At 66.5% G+C, this 15034-nt stretch carries 15 protein-coding genes; 14 read left to right on the forward strand and 1 reads right to left on the reverse strand.

Features of this window, described 5'->3' with window-relative positions:
* Positions 1-411 precede the first annotated feature (411 nt).
* The 14 genes from KGQ19_RS01235 (at position 412) to KGQ19_RS52525 (ending at position 13287) form a co-directional block, all read left to right on the forward strand.
* Positions 412-783 carry a hypothetical protein gene (locus KGQ19_RS01235; RefSeq protein WP_212007147.1) on the forward strand — a complete coding sequence of 124 codons (372 nt, stop codon included), beginning with the start codon at positions 412-414 and terminating at the stop codon, positions 781-783.
* Between the two features lie 581 nt (positions 784-1364).
* Positions 1365-1685: a hypothetical protein gene (locus tag KGQ19_RS01240; protein ID WP_212007148.1), complete on the forward strand. Its 321-nt coding sequence runs from the start codon at positions 1365-1367 to the stop codon at positions 1683-1685.
* Positions 1686-1869: 184 nt separating this feature from the next.
* Positions 1870-2412: an SAF domain-containing protein gene (locus KGQ19_RS01245; RefSeq protein WP_212007149.1), complete on the forward strand. Its 543-nt coding sequence runs from the start codon at positions 1870-1872 to the stop codon at positions 2410-2412.
* Positions 2413-2415: 3 nt separating this feature from the next.
* Positions 2416-3165: a hypothetical protein gene (locus KGQ19_RS01250; protein WP_212007150.1), complete on the forward strand. Its 750-nt coding sequence runs from the start codon at positions 2416-2418 to the stop codon at positions 3163-3165.
* The gene (locus KGQ19_RS01255) at positions 3162-4532 is read left to right on the forward strand and encodes a TadA family conjugal transfer-associated ATPase (RefSeq protein ID WP_212007151.1); all 1371 of its coding nucleotides are present in this window, start codon (positions 3162-3164) and stop codon (positions 4530-4532) included. The genes KGQ19_RS01250 and KGQ19_RS01255 overlap by 4 nt, the downstream gene beginning before the upstream one ends.
* 4 nt (positions 4533-4536) lie before the next feature.
* A complete protein-coding gene (locus KGQ19_RS01260; protein WP_212007152.1) occupies positions 4537-5409 on the forward strand; it encodes a type II secretion system F family protein in 873 nt (290 codons plus the stop codon).
* A complete protein-coding gene (locus KGQ19_RS01265) occupies positions 5410-6303 on the forward strand; it encodes a type II secretion system F family protein (protein WP_212007153.1) in 894 nt (297 codons plus the stop codon).
* Between the two features lie 75 nt (positions 6304-6378).
* The gene (locus KGQ19_RS01270; protein ID WP_212007154.1) at positions 6379-6564 is read left to right on the forward strand and encodes a hypothetical protein; all 186 of its coding nucleotides are present in this window, start codon (positions 6379-6381) and stop codon (positions 6562-6564) included.
* Positions 6561-6965 carry a TadE family protein gene (locus KGQ19_RS01275; protein ID WP_268907662.1) on the forward strand — a complete coding sequence of 135 codons (405 nt, stop codon included), beginning with the start codon at positions 6561-6563 and terminating at the stop codon, positions 6963-6965. Before KGQ19_RS01270 ends, KGQ19_RS01275 begins: the two co-directional genes overlap by 4 nt.
* Complete coding sequence (locus KGQ19_RS01280) at positions 6958-7422, forward strand: TadE/TadG family type IV pilus assembly protein (RefSeq protein WP_212007156.1); 465 nt, start codon at positions 6958-6960, stop codon at positions 7420-7422. The genes KGQ19_RS01275 and KGQ19_RS01280 overlap by 8 nt, the downstream gene beginning before the upstream one ends.
* Positions 7419-7844 carry a hypothetical protein gene (locus tag KGQ19_RS01285; protein WP_212007157.1) on the forward strand — a complete coding sequence of 142 codons (426 nt, stop codon included), beginning with the start codon at positions 7419-7421 and terminating at the stop codon, positions 7842-7844. The genes KGQ19_RS01280 and KGQ19_RS01285 overlap by 4 nt, the downstream gene beginning before the upstream one ends.
* A gap of 212 nt (positions 7845-8056) precedes the next feature.
* On the forward strand, positions 8057-10678 hold the full coding sequence (locus KGQ19_RS01290) for an AfsR/SARP family transcriptional regulator (RefSeq protein WP_212007158.1): 2622 nt from the start codon (positions 8057-8059) through the stop codon (positions 10676-10678).
* 1305 nt (positions 10679-11983) lie between these two features.
* Positions 11984-12700 (forward strand): MarR family transcriptional regulator, encoded by a 717-nt coding sequence (locus KGQ19_RS01295; protein ID WP_212007159.1) that lies wholly within the window; start codon positions 11984-11986, stop codon positions 12698-12700.
* Between the two features lie 11 nt (positions 12701-12711).
* Positions 12712-13287 carry an ATP-binding protein gene (locus tag KGQ19_RS52525; RefSeq protein WP_212007160.1) on the forward strand — a complete coding sequence of 192 codons (576 nt, stop codon included), beginning with the start codon at positions 12712-12714 and terminating at the stop codon, positions 13285-13287.
* A 90-nt stretch (positions 13288-13377) separates the two neighbouring features.
* On the opposite strand, the gene KGQ19_RS01305 is transcribed toward KGQ19_RS52525, so the two are convergent.
* Positions 13378-14925 (reverse strand): P-loop ATPase, Sll1717 family, encoded by a 1548-nt coding sequence (locus KGQ19_RS01305; RefSeq protein WP_212007161.1) that lies wholly within the window; start codon positions 14923-14925, stop codon positions 13378-13380.
* Between the last annotated feature and the right edge of the window lie 109 nt (positions 14926-15034).

Here is a 15034-nt window from a genome sequence, read left to right on the forward strand (position 1 = left end):
TCAGACTCCTGATGCACCAGTCGACAACAGTCAGCGTACTCAGCGCGACCGACATGACCAGGGCTGATAACGGGGACGTCACGCCTGAGCGGTGGGCATTCTCGAGCCTCATTCTGTTAGGTAGTGATTCCGGCATCAATCTTTTTCTGAGGCTTCGCAATATTCTGAGTGTCTAACCCGGACTCGTGCCATGGATGGGATGAAATAGCCCTCTGTGGGTTGACGAATAAGGGGTCAGAGATGCATTTAGCCACCAAGATGCTGGTCGCGCACGTGGGGGTTGTCGGGGTACTGGTTTGTGGTTGCTCAGCTGAATCGACGTCCTCAGAGTCGAAGTCCGCCACCTCCTCCACCGCGTCCGCGACTCCTCAGATCTCCGTGGCATCAGCGGTGTTGGCTGCATATTCAGGTATGTGGGCTGACTACCAAAAGGATCTGCTGACGGCGGACTGGCGGAATCCGGTTTCGGTGAATCACGCTACCGGCGCAGCGCTCATGGATCTTGAGAACGCGCTCGCGGTAGACGGGCACAACGGCTGGATCGGTAAAGGCGCGCCGGTGCTGAACCCGGTGGTCCAGCGCGTGTCGGGCACCGGCGGGAACGCCACTGCCGAAGTCGTCGACTGTGTCGATCTGTCGCACGCGCTGGTGTACGTGGCCGCGACCGGCGCGTTAAAGGACTCGACTCCCGGTGGCCGGCACCTTGTCGACGCCGGGCTGGTCATGAAGAGCGGCCAGTGGAAGGTCTCAACGCTGGCCGCCGGCAAGGTGGGATCGTGCTGACTCGTTTCGGCACGGCGTGTGCCACGTTGGCGTACGTGCTCGGCGGCGGTACCGTCGCGGCTGCGGACGACATCCTCCCTCCCGTTTCGAAGACCGTCTCCACGGACACGAAGTGTCAGCAGACCTCGGCTCCGACGTGTTCAGCGCAGTTGGTCGTGACGCAGAACAAGCAGCCTGTGGCCTCACCACCCGTCAGTGGGCCTCCGTCGTCGCCGCCTCCGCCGCCAACCTGCTACTACAAGCCGGACTTCACGTACCCGACATCGCCGGCCGTCCAGGCTGATGGCGGTCCGGCACAGATGTCTGTCCAGGAGCAGGTGTGTCCGAAAGGTGCGGGGCAGCCTGGGACACCGCTCTCGTTCACGCCGGTGTCACCGGCAGCGCCAGCGGCGCCCGTCCCGGATATCCCTGCCCTGGTGGACCAGGCATCCAAGGCAATGAAGCTCCCCGCACCGCAGGCGACTTTGTCACCGGACGCTGCGTCTGCGGAGTTCGTCGGCGTCCCGCTTTGGGCGTGGACTCCGGCGTCGGAGTGGACGGCGAAGTCAGTTTCGGTGTCGGCGGGCGGGGTCTCGTTGACGATGACGGCGACGCCAGCGCTCTCCGCCTGGTCCATGGGCGACGGCGGATCCGTGACGTGCAGCGGTGCGGGGACTCCCTACCCCGCAGCACGCGAGGCGAAGCCGCCGGAGCGGTCCCCGGACTGCGGGTACACGTATTCCGCTCCGTCGTCTTCGGCGCCCGGCGGCTACTTCCCGGTGTCGGTGACGACGCACTGGAAGGTGGCCTGGGCCACCACGACGGGCCTAACCGGCACCGAACCGGATCTCACCACCACCTCCTCCTCTCTGCGACTGCGGGTCTCAGAGATCCAGGCGCTGGTCACCCGCGTCCAGCCCTGAACATCGTCGCTCCGCTTCTCCCATCACCTGTCTTCTCTCGTACAGAGGTCGTGTTGTCGTGTCGCGTCTCAGAACGCCTTCGCGTGCTTCGGTGCGCGTACCTTCGGCCAGATCGCCGAAGGACGCAGTCCGTGCCGTCTCCTCCAGCCATCGACGGCGCGTGCCCTATGCGGTAGCGGGGTCGATGCTGGTCGTCGGCGCCGTCGTGATCGGCGCTATCGCGTTCGTCAAAGTCGGCGGCCGGGTGCCGGTGCTGGTGGTTGCTGCTCCTGTGCAGGTCGGCCAGGTGATTACTGCTGACGATGTGAAGGTCGTGGACATTGCTCCCGGGACCCTGGCGCAGGTGATGCTCGCCGATGACGAGGATCGGGTCGTCGGTCAGCCGGCGGCCGTGCCTTTGGTCGCGGGTGAAGTCCTGACCCAGCAGTTGGTCGGGACTGCGGCGTATCCTCCTGCCGGCTATGGCGTAGCTACCGCCCAGCTGAAGGCGGGGGCGTTGTCGCCGCATCTGGTCGTCGGCGCACACGTCGAAGTGGTGGCTCCAGCTTCGGCAGCCGGTACACCGGCGCAGGTGGTGGCGAATTCGGCGGTGGTGACGGATGTATCCGCACCTTCCGATGCAGGTGACGTCGTGGTGAGTGTCCTCGCGGACCAGGACTCGGCGAAGGCGGTCAGTTCAGCTACACCAGAGTCGCTGTCTCTGGTCCTTCTGCCGGTTGGAGGCTGAGCCATGCTGATCGGCCTGTGCTCGTTGAAGTCCTCGCCCGGTGTCACAACGACAACCCTGGCGCTGGCCGGATGCTGGCCGGCGCATCTGGCCCCGCCGACCGTCATTGAGCTGGACGCGCGCGGGGGCGATATCGCGTGGCGGTACGGGTTTGCGGCCGACCCGGGACTGCGGTCGTTGGCGGCCGCGGCCCGGTTGGACCCGGAGCCGTCCATGCTGCCCGGCCATGCCCGGCCAGTCGGCGGGTCAATGGTGCTGACCGTGACCGCGCCAGCCGAGCGTGAGCCGGCGCGGCAGGCCGTCGCCGCGCTGATGCCGCTGCTAAGACTTCTGCGCGACTCACCCGAGACGGTGCTGTTGGACCTGGGCGAGATCGACCCCCGTGATACCGGAACCGCGGACTTGCTCGCAGGGCTGGCGTCGCTGCTCGTCGTCTCCCGGGCCGTGCCCGAGCAGGTGGCCCGGGTTGCTGAGGCAGCTGCGGACCTGCGTCTGACGAACTCGAACACCCGAGTGCTTTACATCGGTGACCTTCGAGACCGAGATGCCGAGCGCCTTGTGGACCTGCCGTCGGCGGGAGTGTTGCCACTGATCGATCCGGGCGCCTCGACGTTTGCCCGACTCGTCAGTCGACGCTCGCGCAAGGCCTTCGGATCGGTCGTGGTGCGGGTGGCCGAAGGGCTGGCCGCTCTGACGAAGCAACCCGGCTCTGACCCGTTGGTGTCCCCTGACTTGTCGGAGGCACTTCGGTGAGTATCGATGTCGTGTCGGTCCCGTTCATCCCGGTACAGGCGTTGCCGCACGGGTCTGACTTCCCGAATGCAGACACCCTGGTGAAGACGGTCACGACCAGAATGACCGTTCAGATCCGAGCCGAGGAGTCGGCCACCGGCCGGATGGTCGACGCCGATCGGCGGGACGAGATCGTTGAAGCGATCCTCGCTGAAGAGCTCGAAGCGATCGCTCACGCCGAGTTGTCCGCCGGCCGGCCGATGCCCACTGCGCAGGCCGAGGCGGACTTGGCCCGTCGTGCCCGCGACCACCTGTTCGGGCTCGGCGGTCTCCAGCCCTATCTGGATCTGCCCGACGTCGAGAACATCAACATCGTGGGGCACGACAAGGTGTTCCTGCGGTTGACCGGCAACCGTCGGGTCCGCGGGGAATGGCCTGTCGCCGCCAGCGATGACGAGCTGATCGACCTGATCCGGATGATCGCCGTACGGTCCGGGGAGGATGAGCGGCGGTTCGATCGCGGCTCGCCGATCGTCGATGCCCAGTTGTCGGACGGCTCACGGATCAACGGCGTCGCGTGGGTGTCCCGGCGGCCGACGCTCAGCGTCCGGATCCACCGCCACCCCAAAGCGACGATGGCCACGATGCTCGGCCTCGGAGTCTTCGACGAAGGACTGGCCGGCTTCTTGTCCGCGGCGGTGAAGGCCCGCCTGAACATCCTGATCGCCGGCGGGCCCGGGACCGGCAAGACCACGCTCCTGCGTGCGCTGGCGTCACAGATCAGCCCTGCCGAATCGCTGATCACGATCGAGGACAACCGCGAACTGAACCTTGATGCCGACGAGGAAGCGCATCCCGAGGTGCGGTCCTTCCAGTCCCGCCCCGGCAACATCGAGGGCGAGGGCGAGATCAGCTTGGCCGTGCTGACCCGGGCCGCGCTGCGGCAGGCTCCCGACCGCGTGATCGTCGGGGAGGTCCGGGGCGAAGAGGTCGTCCAGATGTTCAAGGCGATGTCCCAGGGCTCGGACGGATCGATGGCGACGATCCACGCCTCCGATTCGCGCGAGGTGTTCGTGAAGCTCGCGACCTATGCCGCCGAGGCGCCGTCCAGGCCCGGGGTGGCGGAGGTGAATCTGTACATCGCGTCCGCGGTGGACTTGATCGTGCAGCTCGACTACGCAGCTGACGGCGTCACCCGCGTGGTCTCCTCGGTTCGTGAGGTCAACGGCGCTGACGGCGACCAGCTGGTCACCAACGAGGTGTTCGCCCCCGACGATGACCATCGGGCTCGTGCGACTGGTGCGATCTCAGAGAAGCGGGCCAGGAAGCTGGAGGCAGCGGGGCTCGATCCAGACGTTCTGATGGCGTCCGGTTCGAGGGCGTGGTGACCTGATGGACAACGTGACGCTCTTCCTTACGGTGGTCGGCGGTCTTCTCACGCTGGTCGCCGGCGCGGCTCTGCTGATCCTCGCGTTCCGTCCGCCCTCGCAGAGCCAGGCGGTGGCGGCCTGGGTCGCGCGGTTGGATCCGCGGCCGGTATTCGCGCAGCGCCGCAAGTTGTCGGTCTCGATCGCCGTGGGTCTGGCCATCGGCATGCTTTCAGGGTGGCCGGTGGCCGCTGCCGCCGCGGGGTTGGCGGTGTGGTTCTCGCCGGTGGTGTTGGGTCACGACGTGGGCGAGACCGAACGGACCGCCCGCGTGGAGGCGATCGCGGTGTGGGCCGAGATGCTTCGGGACGTGCTGTCGTCGGCGGCCGGCTTGGAGCAAGCGGTCCTCGCTTCGACGACCGTGGCCCCTGAGGCGATTGCCGAACCGCTGGCCGCCCTGGGCTCCGACCTTCGCGCCCGGCGGCCCTTCCCCGACACGATGCGGGCTCTGGCCGCCCAGCTCGGCGACCCGATCGCCGACCAGGTGATCGTGTCCCTGATCCACGCCCAGAAGCACCAGGCGAAGAATCTGGCCGAGCTACTGGGCGAGCTGGCTGCCGCCGCGCGAGCGCAGGTGAGTCTCGCCGTGCGGGTGCACGCGGAGCGCGCGAAACACCGGACGTCACAGCGGGCCATCACTGTGATCTTCACGGTGATGGCGGTGGGGCTGTGCGTCTTCTACCCGCAGTTTCTGCGGCCCTACGACACCGTCGGCGGGCAGGCCGTGATGGCCGTCGTGGTCGGCATGTTCGCGGGTGCGTTGTGCTGGGCCCAGATCATCCTGCGCCCCAAACCGGTACCGCGACTTCTCGATCCGAACGGGCGGGTGGAGGCTTAGATGCTCTTGTTGGTGATCGCTGCGGCTGCCGGCGGTGTCGGCTTGTGGCTTCTGCTCGTCGGCTTGGTGCCGCCGCGGCTGAGCCTTGCTGAGCAGATGGCCCGCGTCCCCACGTCTGCTGTGCCGAGCCGAGTCGGTGCGGACGCCCCGGAGGCGTCGTTCACGTCGCGACTCGGTGGCCGGGTGGCGGCTGTTCTCTCGCGTTCAGGGCTGCCCGGTGCGGGAACGCGGGCCAACCTCGTGCTGCTGGACAGGGAAGTGCTGCCGTTCCTGACCCAGAAGGCCGGGTGCGCGGCGCTTGGCGTGATGTTGCCCATGGCCTCGTTCACCGCCCTCAGCATCGTCGGCGTAGAGCTTCCGATGACCGTTCTCCTTCTGGCCGCCGGCGTCTTGGCCGGCGTGCTGTTCTTCGTTCCCGACCTCGCGCTGGGTTCCGAGGTCGAGGAATTCCGGGCGGCCGGGCGGATGGCGGTCCGCACGTTCCTGGACCAGGCCGCCACGACTCTCGCCGGCGGTGCCGGAATCGAGCAGGCGCTGATCGCTGCCGCCGATGGCCACGGCCCGGTCTTCCGGGCGATCCACGACGCGATCACCGACGCGCGTGCGGCCCGCGAGCCGGCCTGGCCGCACCTCGACGAGCTCGGCAAACGGCTGGGCATCCGGGAGCTGAGCGAGCTGGCTGCCGCCTGCACCTTGGCCGGCGCCGAGGGCGCGAAGGTCAAATCATCGATCACCGCGAAGGCCCGCTCGATGCGGGAGAAGGAGTTTGCCGCGCAGACCGAGGCTGTCGAAGCAGCCAGTGAGCGCCTGGCGATGCCCGGCGGCCTTCTGGGGATGTCATTCGTCTGCTTCCTGACGTACGCCGCGTTGGCGGCGGCGTCGAAGCAGATCTGAGGGGCGGGGTTATCCACACCATGTTGAAAACCGGGCTGCCTCGCAGCTCAGCGCCATCAGAAAGAGGTACTGCTCATGGAACGCATGTTGAAGTATGCCCTCGGCCGGCTGTCGACCGTCGCCAAGCGGTTGCGCGAGGACAGAGGGGCGATCACGGTGGAAGCAGTGCTTTGGACTTTCGTAGTCTCGACCATGGCCCTGACCGTCGGTGCGATCATCTACCAGTTGGTTCTCACGAAAGCGCACTCCCTGCATTTCTGAAACGAGTCCTCGCCGGAGCCGGTAACGACCGGGGCTTCAGCTCGGTCCAGATGACGATCTGCATGCCGCTGGTGGTTTTCGTCCTGCTGCTGATCATCCAGGCCGGGGCGTACTACCACGCGCGGCAAGTCGCGAAGGTGGCCGTCGATCGGGCCGTGGCGGTGGCCCGTACCGAGCACGGAACAGCCGGATTCGGGCAGGCCCAGGCCGAGCACGTGCTGACGGTCGTCGGCGACGGTTCTCTGAGCGATGCCCGCGTGCGCGTCACGCGGGCATCGGGCGAGGTCACCGTGGCCCTGCACGCGGACGCCCCGCACTTCGTGCCGTTCTGGCCGGGTACGGTCGATGTCGTTTCGAGCGGGCCGGTAGAAGCCTTCGACGAAGGCGGGCGCCGTGGCTGAGGTCCCGGTCCTGCCGCGGCGTCGGCGTCTTGGCGGGGCTGATGATGGCTTCGCTGTGCTGGAAACCGTCATCGTCACGCCGATTCTCATCCTGGTTCTGCTCGTGGCTGTCGCGGCGGGCCGCCTGGAATCCGCGCGGCTCGACGTCGACACCGCGGCCGGGGCCGCCGCCCGCGCGGCCTCGTTGGCGCGAAGTCCGGCCGCAGCGGCCGCGGCGGCCGGCGCTGAGGCCGCCCGTTCGCTCAGTGCCGCCGGTGTGTCCTGCCCCCACCCACGGGTCGGCGTGGACACCTCGGCGTTCCGCCCCGGTGGCGTGGTCAGAGTCACGGTGACGTGCCGTGCCGAACTCGGCGACCTGGTCGGTATGGGGTTCCTCCCGCTCGACACCGGCATCACCAAGTCGTCGGCGTCCCCTATCGATCGATACCGCCAGGCAGCGGCCGGAGGCTCGCGATGACCGTGTTCGTCACGCTGCTCGTCGGGGTGCTGATAATGGTGATCGGCCTGGTGACCGACGGCGGGGGAGCACTCGCCGCTCGCGCCGACGCCCTTGACGAGGCCATGTCCGCCGCGCGTACCGCTTCGCAGGCCATCGACATCGACGCACTGCATCATGATCACATGATCGTGCTCGACGATGCGGCGGCGAGAAGCGGCGCAGCTGCCTACATGGCCGCCACCGGCGACCACGCGGTGATCAGCATCAACCAGGTAGGGGACCCGGGGCGCGGGAGCGGCATCGGTGGCGATGCCGAACCGGAGGTGACGGTGACCGTCACCCGGACTGTGCACACCCAGTTCCTTTGGGCGGTCGGGATCGGCACTTTCGCCATGACCGCCAGCGCCACCGTGTCTCCTGAGCCTGGGAGGCTCCCGTGAACCTGATTGCTCGGCTCACCAAGGCGGTTCTCGCCCTGGGGCTCACCATCGGGCTGTCCTGCGGCGTCCCGTGGGCACTGCTGACCTACGTCGGAAATCCCATTCCGAAGCACGTCCCGGGTGTCCACGAGGCCGTGAACGCCCTGCCCGCCCGGTTCGACGTCCACGTCTTCATCGAGCTCGCCGTCTATCTGCTGTGGGCGTGCTGGGCTGTGTTCGTCGCGCAGCTGCTGGTACAGATCCCGGGCACGATCGTCGACATCGTCCGGGTTCTGCGGCGACGCGAACCGCTGCGGCGGCACGTCGCCACCGGCCCGGGGGCCGCGTTCGCCAGCGGCTTGATCGCCGCGTTCACCATCGCGCTGCTCGCGCCACGCGCGGCGGACGGCGCTGCCGCCGCGGCGAAGGCAACCGGCTATGTCCTCAGTCCCTCGGCCAGGACCGCCTCTGTCGCGCCGGCTGTTCCCGGGGCCCGGCTTGCGAGCGAGGAGGATGTCCACGTCGTTCGATCCGGCGACACGCTGTGGGACATCGCGAAGCTGCACCTCGGTGACCCGGAGCGCTGGCACGACATCTACCGTTTGAACGCCGGCCGGACCCAACCTGACGGTGGTGCGTTGTCCGATCCGCAGATGATTCTTCCGGGCTGGCGATTGCGGCTTCCGGACAACGTCGTGGCTCCCACCTCACGGGGAGCCGGGTCCGTGGAGTCCGCGACGGGGCCCGGTAGCGCCGGCGCCGTGCCGACGGCCGTACCGGTTGTGGTTCCGCCTTCAGCATCCGGCAGCGTTCCCACGCCCACGCCTACCCCGACGCCGACGCCAGCCTCGGCGTCGGCCTCGATGCGAGCGGCGCCCTCGATTCCCAGACAGCGAGTCGCGCCACGCGATCGTGCGGCCGTCCATCTGCCTGGCGGTGGCGTGGTCCCCGTCAGCCTCGCGTCCGGTGTCGCCGCCGCGCTCGCCTTGGCGCGCCTTCGTGCGCGTGCCAGAACACGCATCCAGCCCGTCGACGTTCCCGCGGATCCTGACTCGCTCGCGCCGCTGGTTGCGCCTGTGCAAGCCGAGCTGCTGCGTGCGCACCACGCGACGTTGTGTGCCCCGGGTAAGGGCCTGTTCCAGGACGATGAGGACTTCGGAGACGACCCGCTTGTCGACGACGAGCCGCCCAGCGTCGAGCCACAGCCCGATTCCGGCGGGCAAGAAGCGGCGTGGTCGCTGAAGCCTGAGCCCGGCGAGCCTGGCGGCGTGCCGCATTTCGCGCCTTGCCTACGATCCGTGTTGGACGCCACCGACGCCCCCGAGGACGTTCATGTGGCGGTGCGCGAAGACACGCCGGTTTCCCTGGCCGACGTCACGACAGCCGGCCTCGGCCTGGCTGGCGACGGTGCCGCCGATGCCGCACGATCTCTCCTGGCGTGTGCGCTGGCCGCCGGCGGGCCGAGGGCCATCGACCAGGCCGTCGAAGTCCACACCACGGCGCAGGCGCTGTCGCAGCTACTCGGTCCCGGCGTCCCGCCGCCCGATTCTGCGCGGTTGAGGGTGTTCGACGCCTTGGCCGAGCTGCTAGACGATGCTCGGCGCGAGCAGTCTGCCCGGTCGGCAGAGGTTGCCGAGTACGGGCAGGCGACTGCCGGCGACGTCCGCCGATACGACAACGTCGACCCCTTCCACCCGCGCATCCTCCTGGTCCACCTCGAAGCCGCCGAACGCCACCGGCTGGAGGCGGTCGCGAAGGCCGGGGCCAGGGTCGATACCCATCTGGTGCTGCTGGGCCCCTGGGCCGCGGGCACCACCGCCACGATCGACTCCAGCCGCGCCCTGACCGCGACCGGTCCCGATGCCGAGCGGCTGCATGGTTCTTCAGCGTTCGGTCTCGCGATGGACGAGATGGAGCAGATCCTCGCGGCGATGGACGCAGCCGCGGTGGTGTCGCCCGCCGTCGAGCCGTTCACCGATACGGCAGAAGACGGCGAACCGACGACCGTGGAGCTGCTGGAGGACGGTGACGCCGCGCCGGCTACGACGGCGCCAGCCGCGCCCCCGGTCGTGGCCCGAGCTCAGCCTGAAGAAGGCGTTCTCCTGCTGAACGTCATCGGTCCCTTCACCGCGGAGATGGACGGCCGTGACGTCACCGGCTGTTTCAACCCCAGCCACCGGACGCTTCTCCTCTACCTAGCGCTCCGGGAGCGCCCGGTCCGGAGAACCGAGATCATCGAAGCGCTGTGGACGGACGACGACGCCGACGGCAAGAACGTCGAAAAGAAGCGCCGGACGCGCTTCGACACCCGGCTGTACCAGACCAAGAAGGCTCTGGCGGACGCCGCCGGCCACGACGGCGACTTCATCACGTCGGACCGGGCCTCCGGCTTCATCTCCCTCAACAGAGCCCTCATCCTCACCGACCTCACCTGCTTCGAGCAGCTCATCACCCGAGCTTCCCGCACCGCCGACGACGCGCAGAAGGCCGCGCATCTCGAAGCAGCATGCGCGCTGTACCGCGGCCCGCTGGACGAGAGCATCCGCGGTGACTGGCTCCTGGAACACCGCGAAGACCGGCTACGCCGCTACCGCGATGCCGCCGGCGACCTCGCCCGCATCGTCGGCAGAACTGACCCCGACCGCGGACTCGCCATCCTCAACCAGCTGCTTGAACACGACCTCTTCAACGAGGATCTTTATCGCCGGATCATGCGTGGCCAGGCCCGCCTGGGCCGGCACGATGCGGTGCGGCGGACTTTCAACCTGTTGGAGACCCGGTTCGAGGCAGTCGAGCTTGTGGTCGACCCCTCGACGCGGACACTCGTGCAGGCTCTGACTCGGAAGGCCAGCTAGGTTGTTGCTCAGTGTCGTCGGTTACAAGATTGCTTGGCCCTTCGCCTGTATTGGGCGCAGACGAGAAGCGTGTGGGGGTAGCATCGATACAGGACTCTGATATCCTCTTGAGGGGAGGAGAGTGGGCGTGACTCAGTACTTTATATTTACTGACTTGCCTAAGCGGTCGCATACCCTCTCCATCTTTAGGATCACGGATCCCGATTCTGGAAAATCTGTGTATCTGGGGACCGAGCTAGAAGCATCACGCTTGGCGGTCGAACGGGAAGAAGAGCGCATCGCCAGATGGCTCGGCGGACCGAAATCCGCTGGTGCTGCGCCGGGACCCTCGGAATATCTGCGTCGGCTTCGTGTGCGGCCCTTGGACGCCTGGTCCGCTGGGTCTGCCCAGTCTCACGAGGAGACGTTTCGGGCGCAGGGCGTTGTGGCTCCCCCGCGCGGGTTCCATGCGGTGCCCTATCTGCGCAGTCACGGCCAGCCTGTGAAGCTATCGCTCGACGATGCTGAGAGCGTAATCGTCGAGTGTTTCCTGGCTGTAGGGCGGGCGGAGTGTGCACTCAGCCTGCCTCAGCGGGCCGGCTATTCAGCCGTGCGCGATCGGTGGCAGCGACTTGCCCGGCGCCTCCTGCTCGCCGACACCGTCGGTCGGCGACTCTACCGGGCCGTCACACGGGCTCGAAGAGCGCTGCAAGCGGCGTTGCGTCCGCGATGGTCACGCCCAAATCAACCTCCGCCCTCTCGGATCATCGCCCAGTTCCGTACGGCCTTGGTGGGTACCTTGACGCGCACGGCCCCTCCACTCGCCTGCTTGGCGAGCGGGGTGGCACCCGGCCAGCCGTCCCAGTTCTGCTGACTGTTCAGCCAGCGGCAGGCGCCATCGTGCGCTCCCGGCCGGGGTCCCTCTAGGCTCCCGGAGCTGTCCCATGCCTCCAATTGCTCGACGTACGCCAGCATGTACGTGCACGAATAAGCTTCCAGCCCTGGCGATCCACGTCGGTGGGTTTCACCTCGTTCTCGAGCGGTTCCCCCGCCGGGTGCTCGGGTTCGTGGCCGGCCTCGCCACCACGGCCTCGACCCTCTACGCGATCTTTGGCAGGTGATTAATGGGAGCGCTGGGGAGCATGTCCAACGTGGCATGCGCAGGCTCTAGAACTCCATTCTGTCAAGGATTTGTCACTCATCGCGGCGATTCTTGCCAGTTGGCACCCCAGAAACAGACCACCACGCTTCACATCGGTCCCGGATAGAGCGTCTATGGAATGGCTGCCGCCGATCGCGGTACACCCATCGACGAAGGGCCCAGATGTGACTGACACCAACCCCGCCCCGACCCTCTCGACCGCAGCCCGCTCGGTGGCGGTCGCGCTGTCCGGAGCTGCCGAGGTGACCGTGGGGGCGCTCAGCGAATCGGCAGGCGTGAGCAAGTCGACCGCCAGCAAGACCCTAGTGATGTTGGAACAAGCCGGCGCCGCGACGCGGCTCGTTCGGGAGACCGGCGGATTCCGCGAATCTGACTTGTGGTCGCCTCTGCCCGAGCTGGGCCCGTTGCTGTTCGCCGCGAGCACAGGCGATGGTTACGGTCACGCGAGCCGCGTTCTGTCGTCGCATGCCGCTGACGACGCGGGGTCGAGCGATGGTTCCGGGGCCGTCGGATCTGATGTGCAGGAGGCGGTGCCTCAGCGTGACGGGGAGTCGACGGACTCTGCGGATGTTGACGAACACCCAGCGCGGGAGGCTGGCGAACCAGCGGTTCCGTCTGCGCCAGCGACAGAGCACAAGCCTGTCGGTTCTCCGCCGAGGCTGGCACGTGGCGGGTTGGAAGACCTGGTGGCAGCGGTACTGGCTGCTCATCCCGAGCTCGACTACACCCCGGTGATGGTCAGCCATCTGCTCTCCGGCCGTTCGTCCGGGGCCATCGCCAACGCACTTGAGCGCCAGGTGGCGGCCGGCACCGCCGTCAGGACGTGTGAGGCGCCGAAGAGGTACCGACATGCTGTCGCCGGCCTTGCTGATGTGCGGTAGCGGGGGTCGTGATGACGTGCTCCCCGCTGTCCGACCCGCCGCCGATTCCGGTATCGGGCGGCTCGGCATGGCCGAGTCCCAAGCTGCCCCCTCCGTCCGCGCGACAGCGTGAGCGGCGTCCGGGATCGACGCCCATTTCACAGCCGGCTGTCATCAAACGACCCCGTCTTCTGGCTGCGAGGGCTCAGTACTTCGCCGCCACGGCGAGCGCGGCCGGCTGGGCCCGGCGCCGTGTCGCCGACACGCTGCTGCGTTGGGGGGCTCCCGAACTCGTCGATGACGCTGTTCTTGTCGCGTCCGAACTGGTTACCAACGCCTTCACACACGCGGCCATGCTTGAAGGTGCTCCAACATGTCGTCTGGTCCTCAAGCTGTTCGTCGATCGGCTGGCGGTAGAGGTATGGGATCCGGCGTCGGCGTCGGCCGTGGAGGTTCGGCAACGTGCTGTCGATGCAGAGACTGAATCGGGACGCGGGCTCGAAATCGTTGCTGAGCTTTGTGGAGGTCGGCCGCTGGTCTTTGCGGAACCGGGCCATGGGAAGACCGTGGTCGCCGTAATACCGCGGCAGCGGCCTTCTCAGACCTGAATATTGTGCGGTGGTTGTCACGGCGGTGAGGGCTGAAAGAACACGTGAGGTAGGGCATCGCACGATGCTCTGCCTCACGGTGCGCAGAGTCTAACGGAAACGCGTGTCTCCGGAAATATCGTTTCCCTGGACCACCACGCCCACATTATGCCCTGTCACTATATTGATCACCTCGAGACGGCGAGCATTGGTGGCGTTGAGATACGGGCGGAAGCAGGGGTGAATTATGAACTCTGTTTCCGTGGGCCGGATTCCCGACTGTGCACCGTTGGCGTAAATGATCGTGCCGCCCCTCCGCACCCCAAGAAATCCCACACCGTGCAAGATGTCAATGATGATATCAGGGTCGAAGATGTCAGCGCTTGCAGGGAATTTATCCGACAAGGTGGCTCTGAATGGCGCGAAGCGCTCTGCTATTCCAAGCCGGGTAAGCTCGAAGCCCGAATTTTCGAAGACGATCAACACCTCCCTCAAAAAAGGCAGGGTCATCCTGTACTCTCGGGCTAGGTCGAGCACCTTCCAGTGTGAGAACGGGAGCGTCGCCTCGATGACATCCTGTTCTGTGATCTGGGCGTTTCCGTTTGCGTGTGCCTTGTCCCTGCAAAGGTTGAGGAACTGAATGGCGTCTCTCGGCCTGGGAAGGACGCGCGAGAACAGGTAGCGGGGAGTGTCCTCGCCGGCGACGGCATGAGGGAATATCGTGCCCCACATTTCGGTATCCGTGACGGGGTGCCCCAGAGAGGCCTCCGCCCTCCTCAGGGCGAGCTGCCGCAGGAGGCCGTCCGTCCAGTCGATCCGGACCTCATCGCTGTGAAACTTATCGGCCTCGCTGAACTCAAGTGCGTCGTAAATGTCGGTACGCAGGAAGTTGATACAGCGGAGCGATCGACCGTATGTCAAGGCTGTGTGCTTCCCGGCGAGGAGCAGGCCGACAATCATGGCATCGCTCTCGCGATCGTTCTTCCAGATCTGCTCCAATTGGTCGACAATGATCAGTAGCGGTGGGTGTGCGTTCTGGCACTTCAGGTCCGAGAAGGCGTGCTGCACGGCAGATTCGATGATCTCCAGCTGCTTGGTGGGTGAAATATGAAGCTCCACCTTGTTTGCGCCGATCGCGACCTTTACTCCGAATGCCTCAAGCGAAATCGACGTACCGAGCATGCGGCTTGCTCGTGCTACGCGCTCATGCAGAGAACCGTCGTCGACTTCTCCATTGTCGCGAAGAAACCGTTTAAGTGCTTTGGCGGATGCAGGCACGTGCTTCGGGTGGTCTGCTTGCAGGTGATCGACAAGGAAGCGAGCGGCTTGCAAAGCGAATATAAACCGCCAGATCAAGGCCTTCGAGCCTTCGTCGGTCAGGCCATCCACGGCAAAACGGTTGAACTCCTCGCCCACCGCTTCGTCCGGCGTGATCAAAACGGTGGACCCGGGCCGATAGCCCTGCGCCGCCAAATGCATGCATATGGCGCTCTTCCCTGACCCCTTCCTGCCGATGATCAGGGTTTTGCGGCCCGATAGTGCTTCGTCGTATGCAATCGTTGGCAGGAAGCTCACGCTCAGCAACCCATCGGCGATATCGTGTTCAGCGTCATCGCGGCCGAAGAACAGCCGCGAGACGACGTCGATCTGTTCGCTCATCGAACCCCCCACATCATCGCCCTAGACTGCTGAAAGCATCGTAGCGTCGTGTAGTGATGACCGTCGGTAGTTCGTCTGCCTGGCCTCTCCGGCTGGCTGGCGCCCGCAC

The sequence above is a fragment of the Catenulispora pinistramenti genome (assembly GCF_018274385.1).
Lineage (GTDB): Bacteria > Actinomycetota > Actinomycetes > Streptomycetales > Catenulisporaceae > Catenulispora > Catenulispora pinistramenti.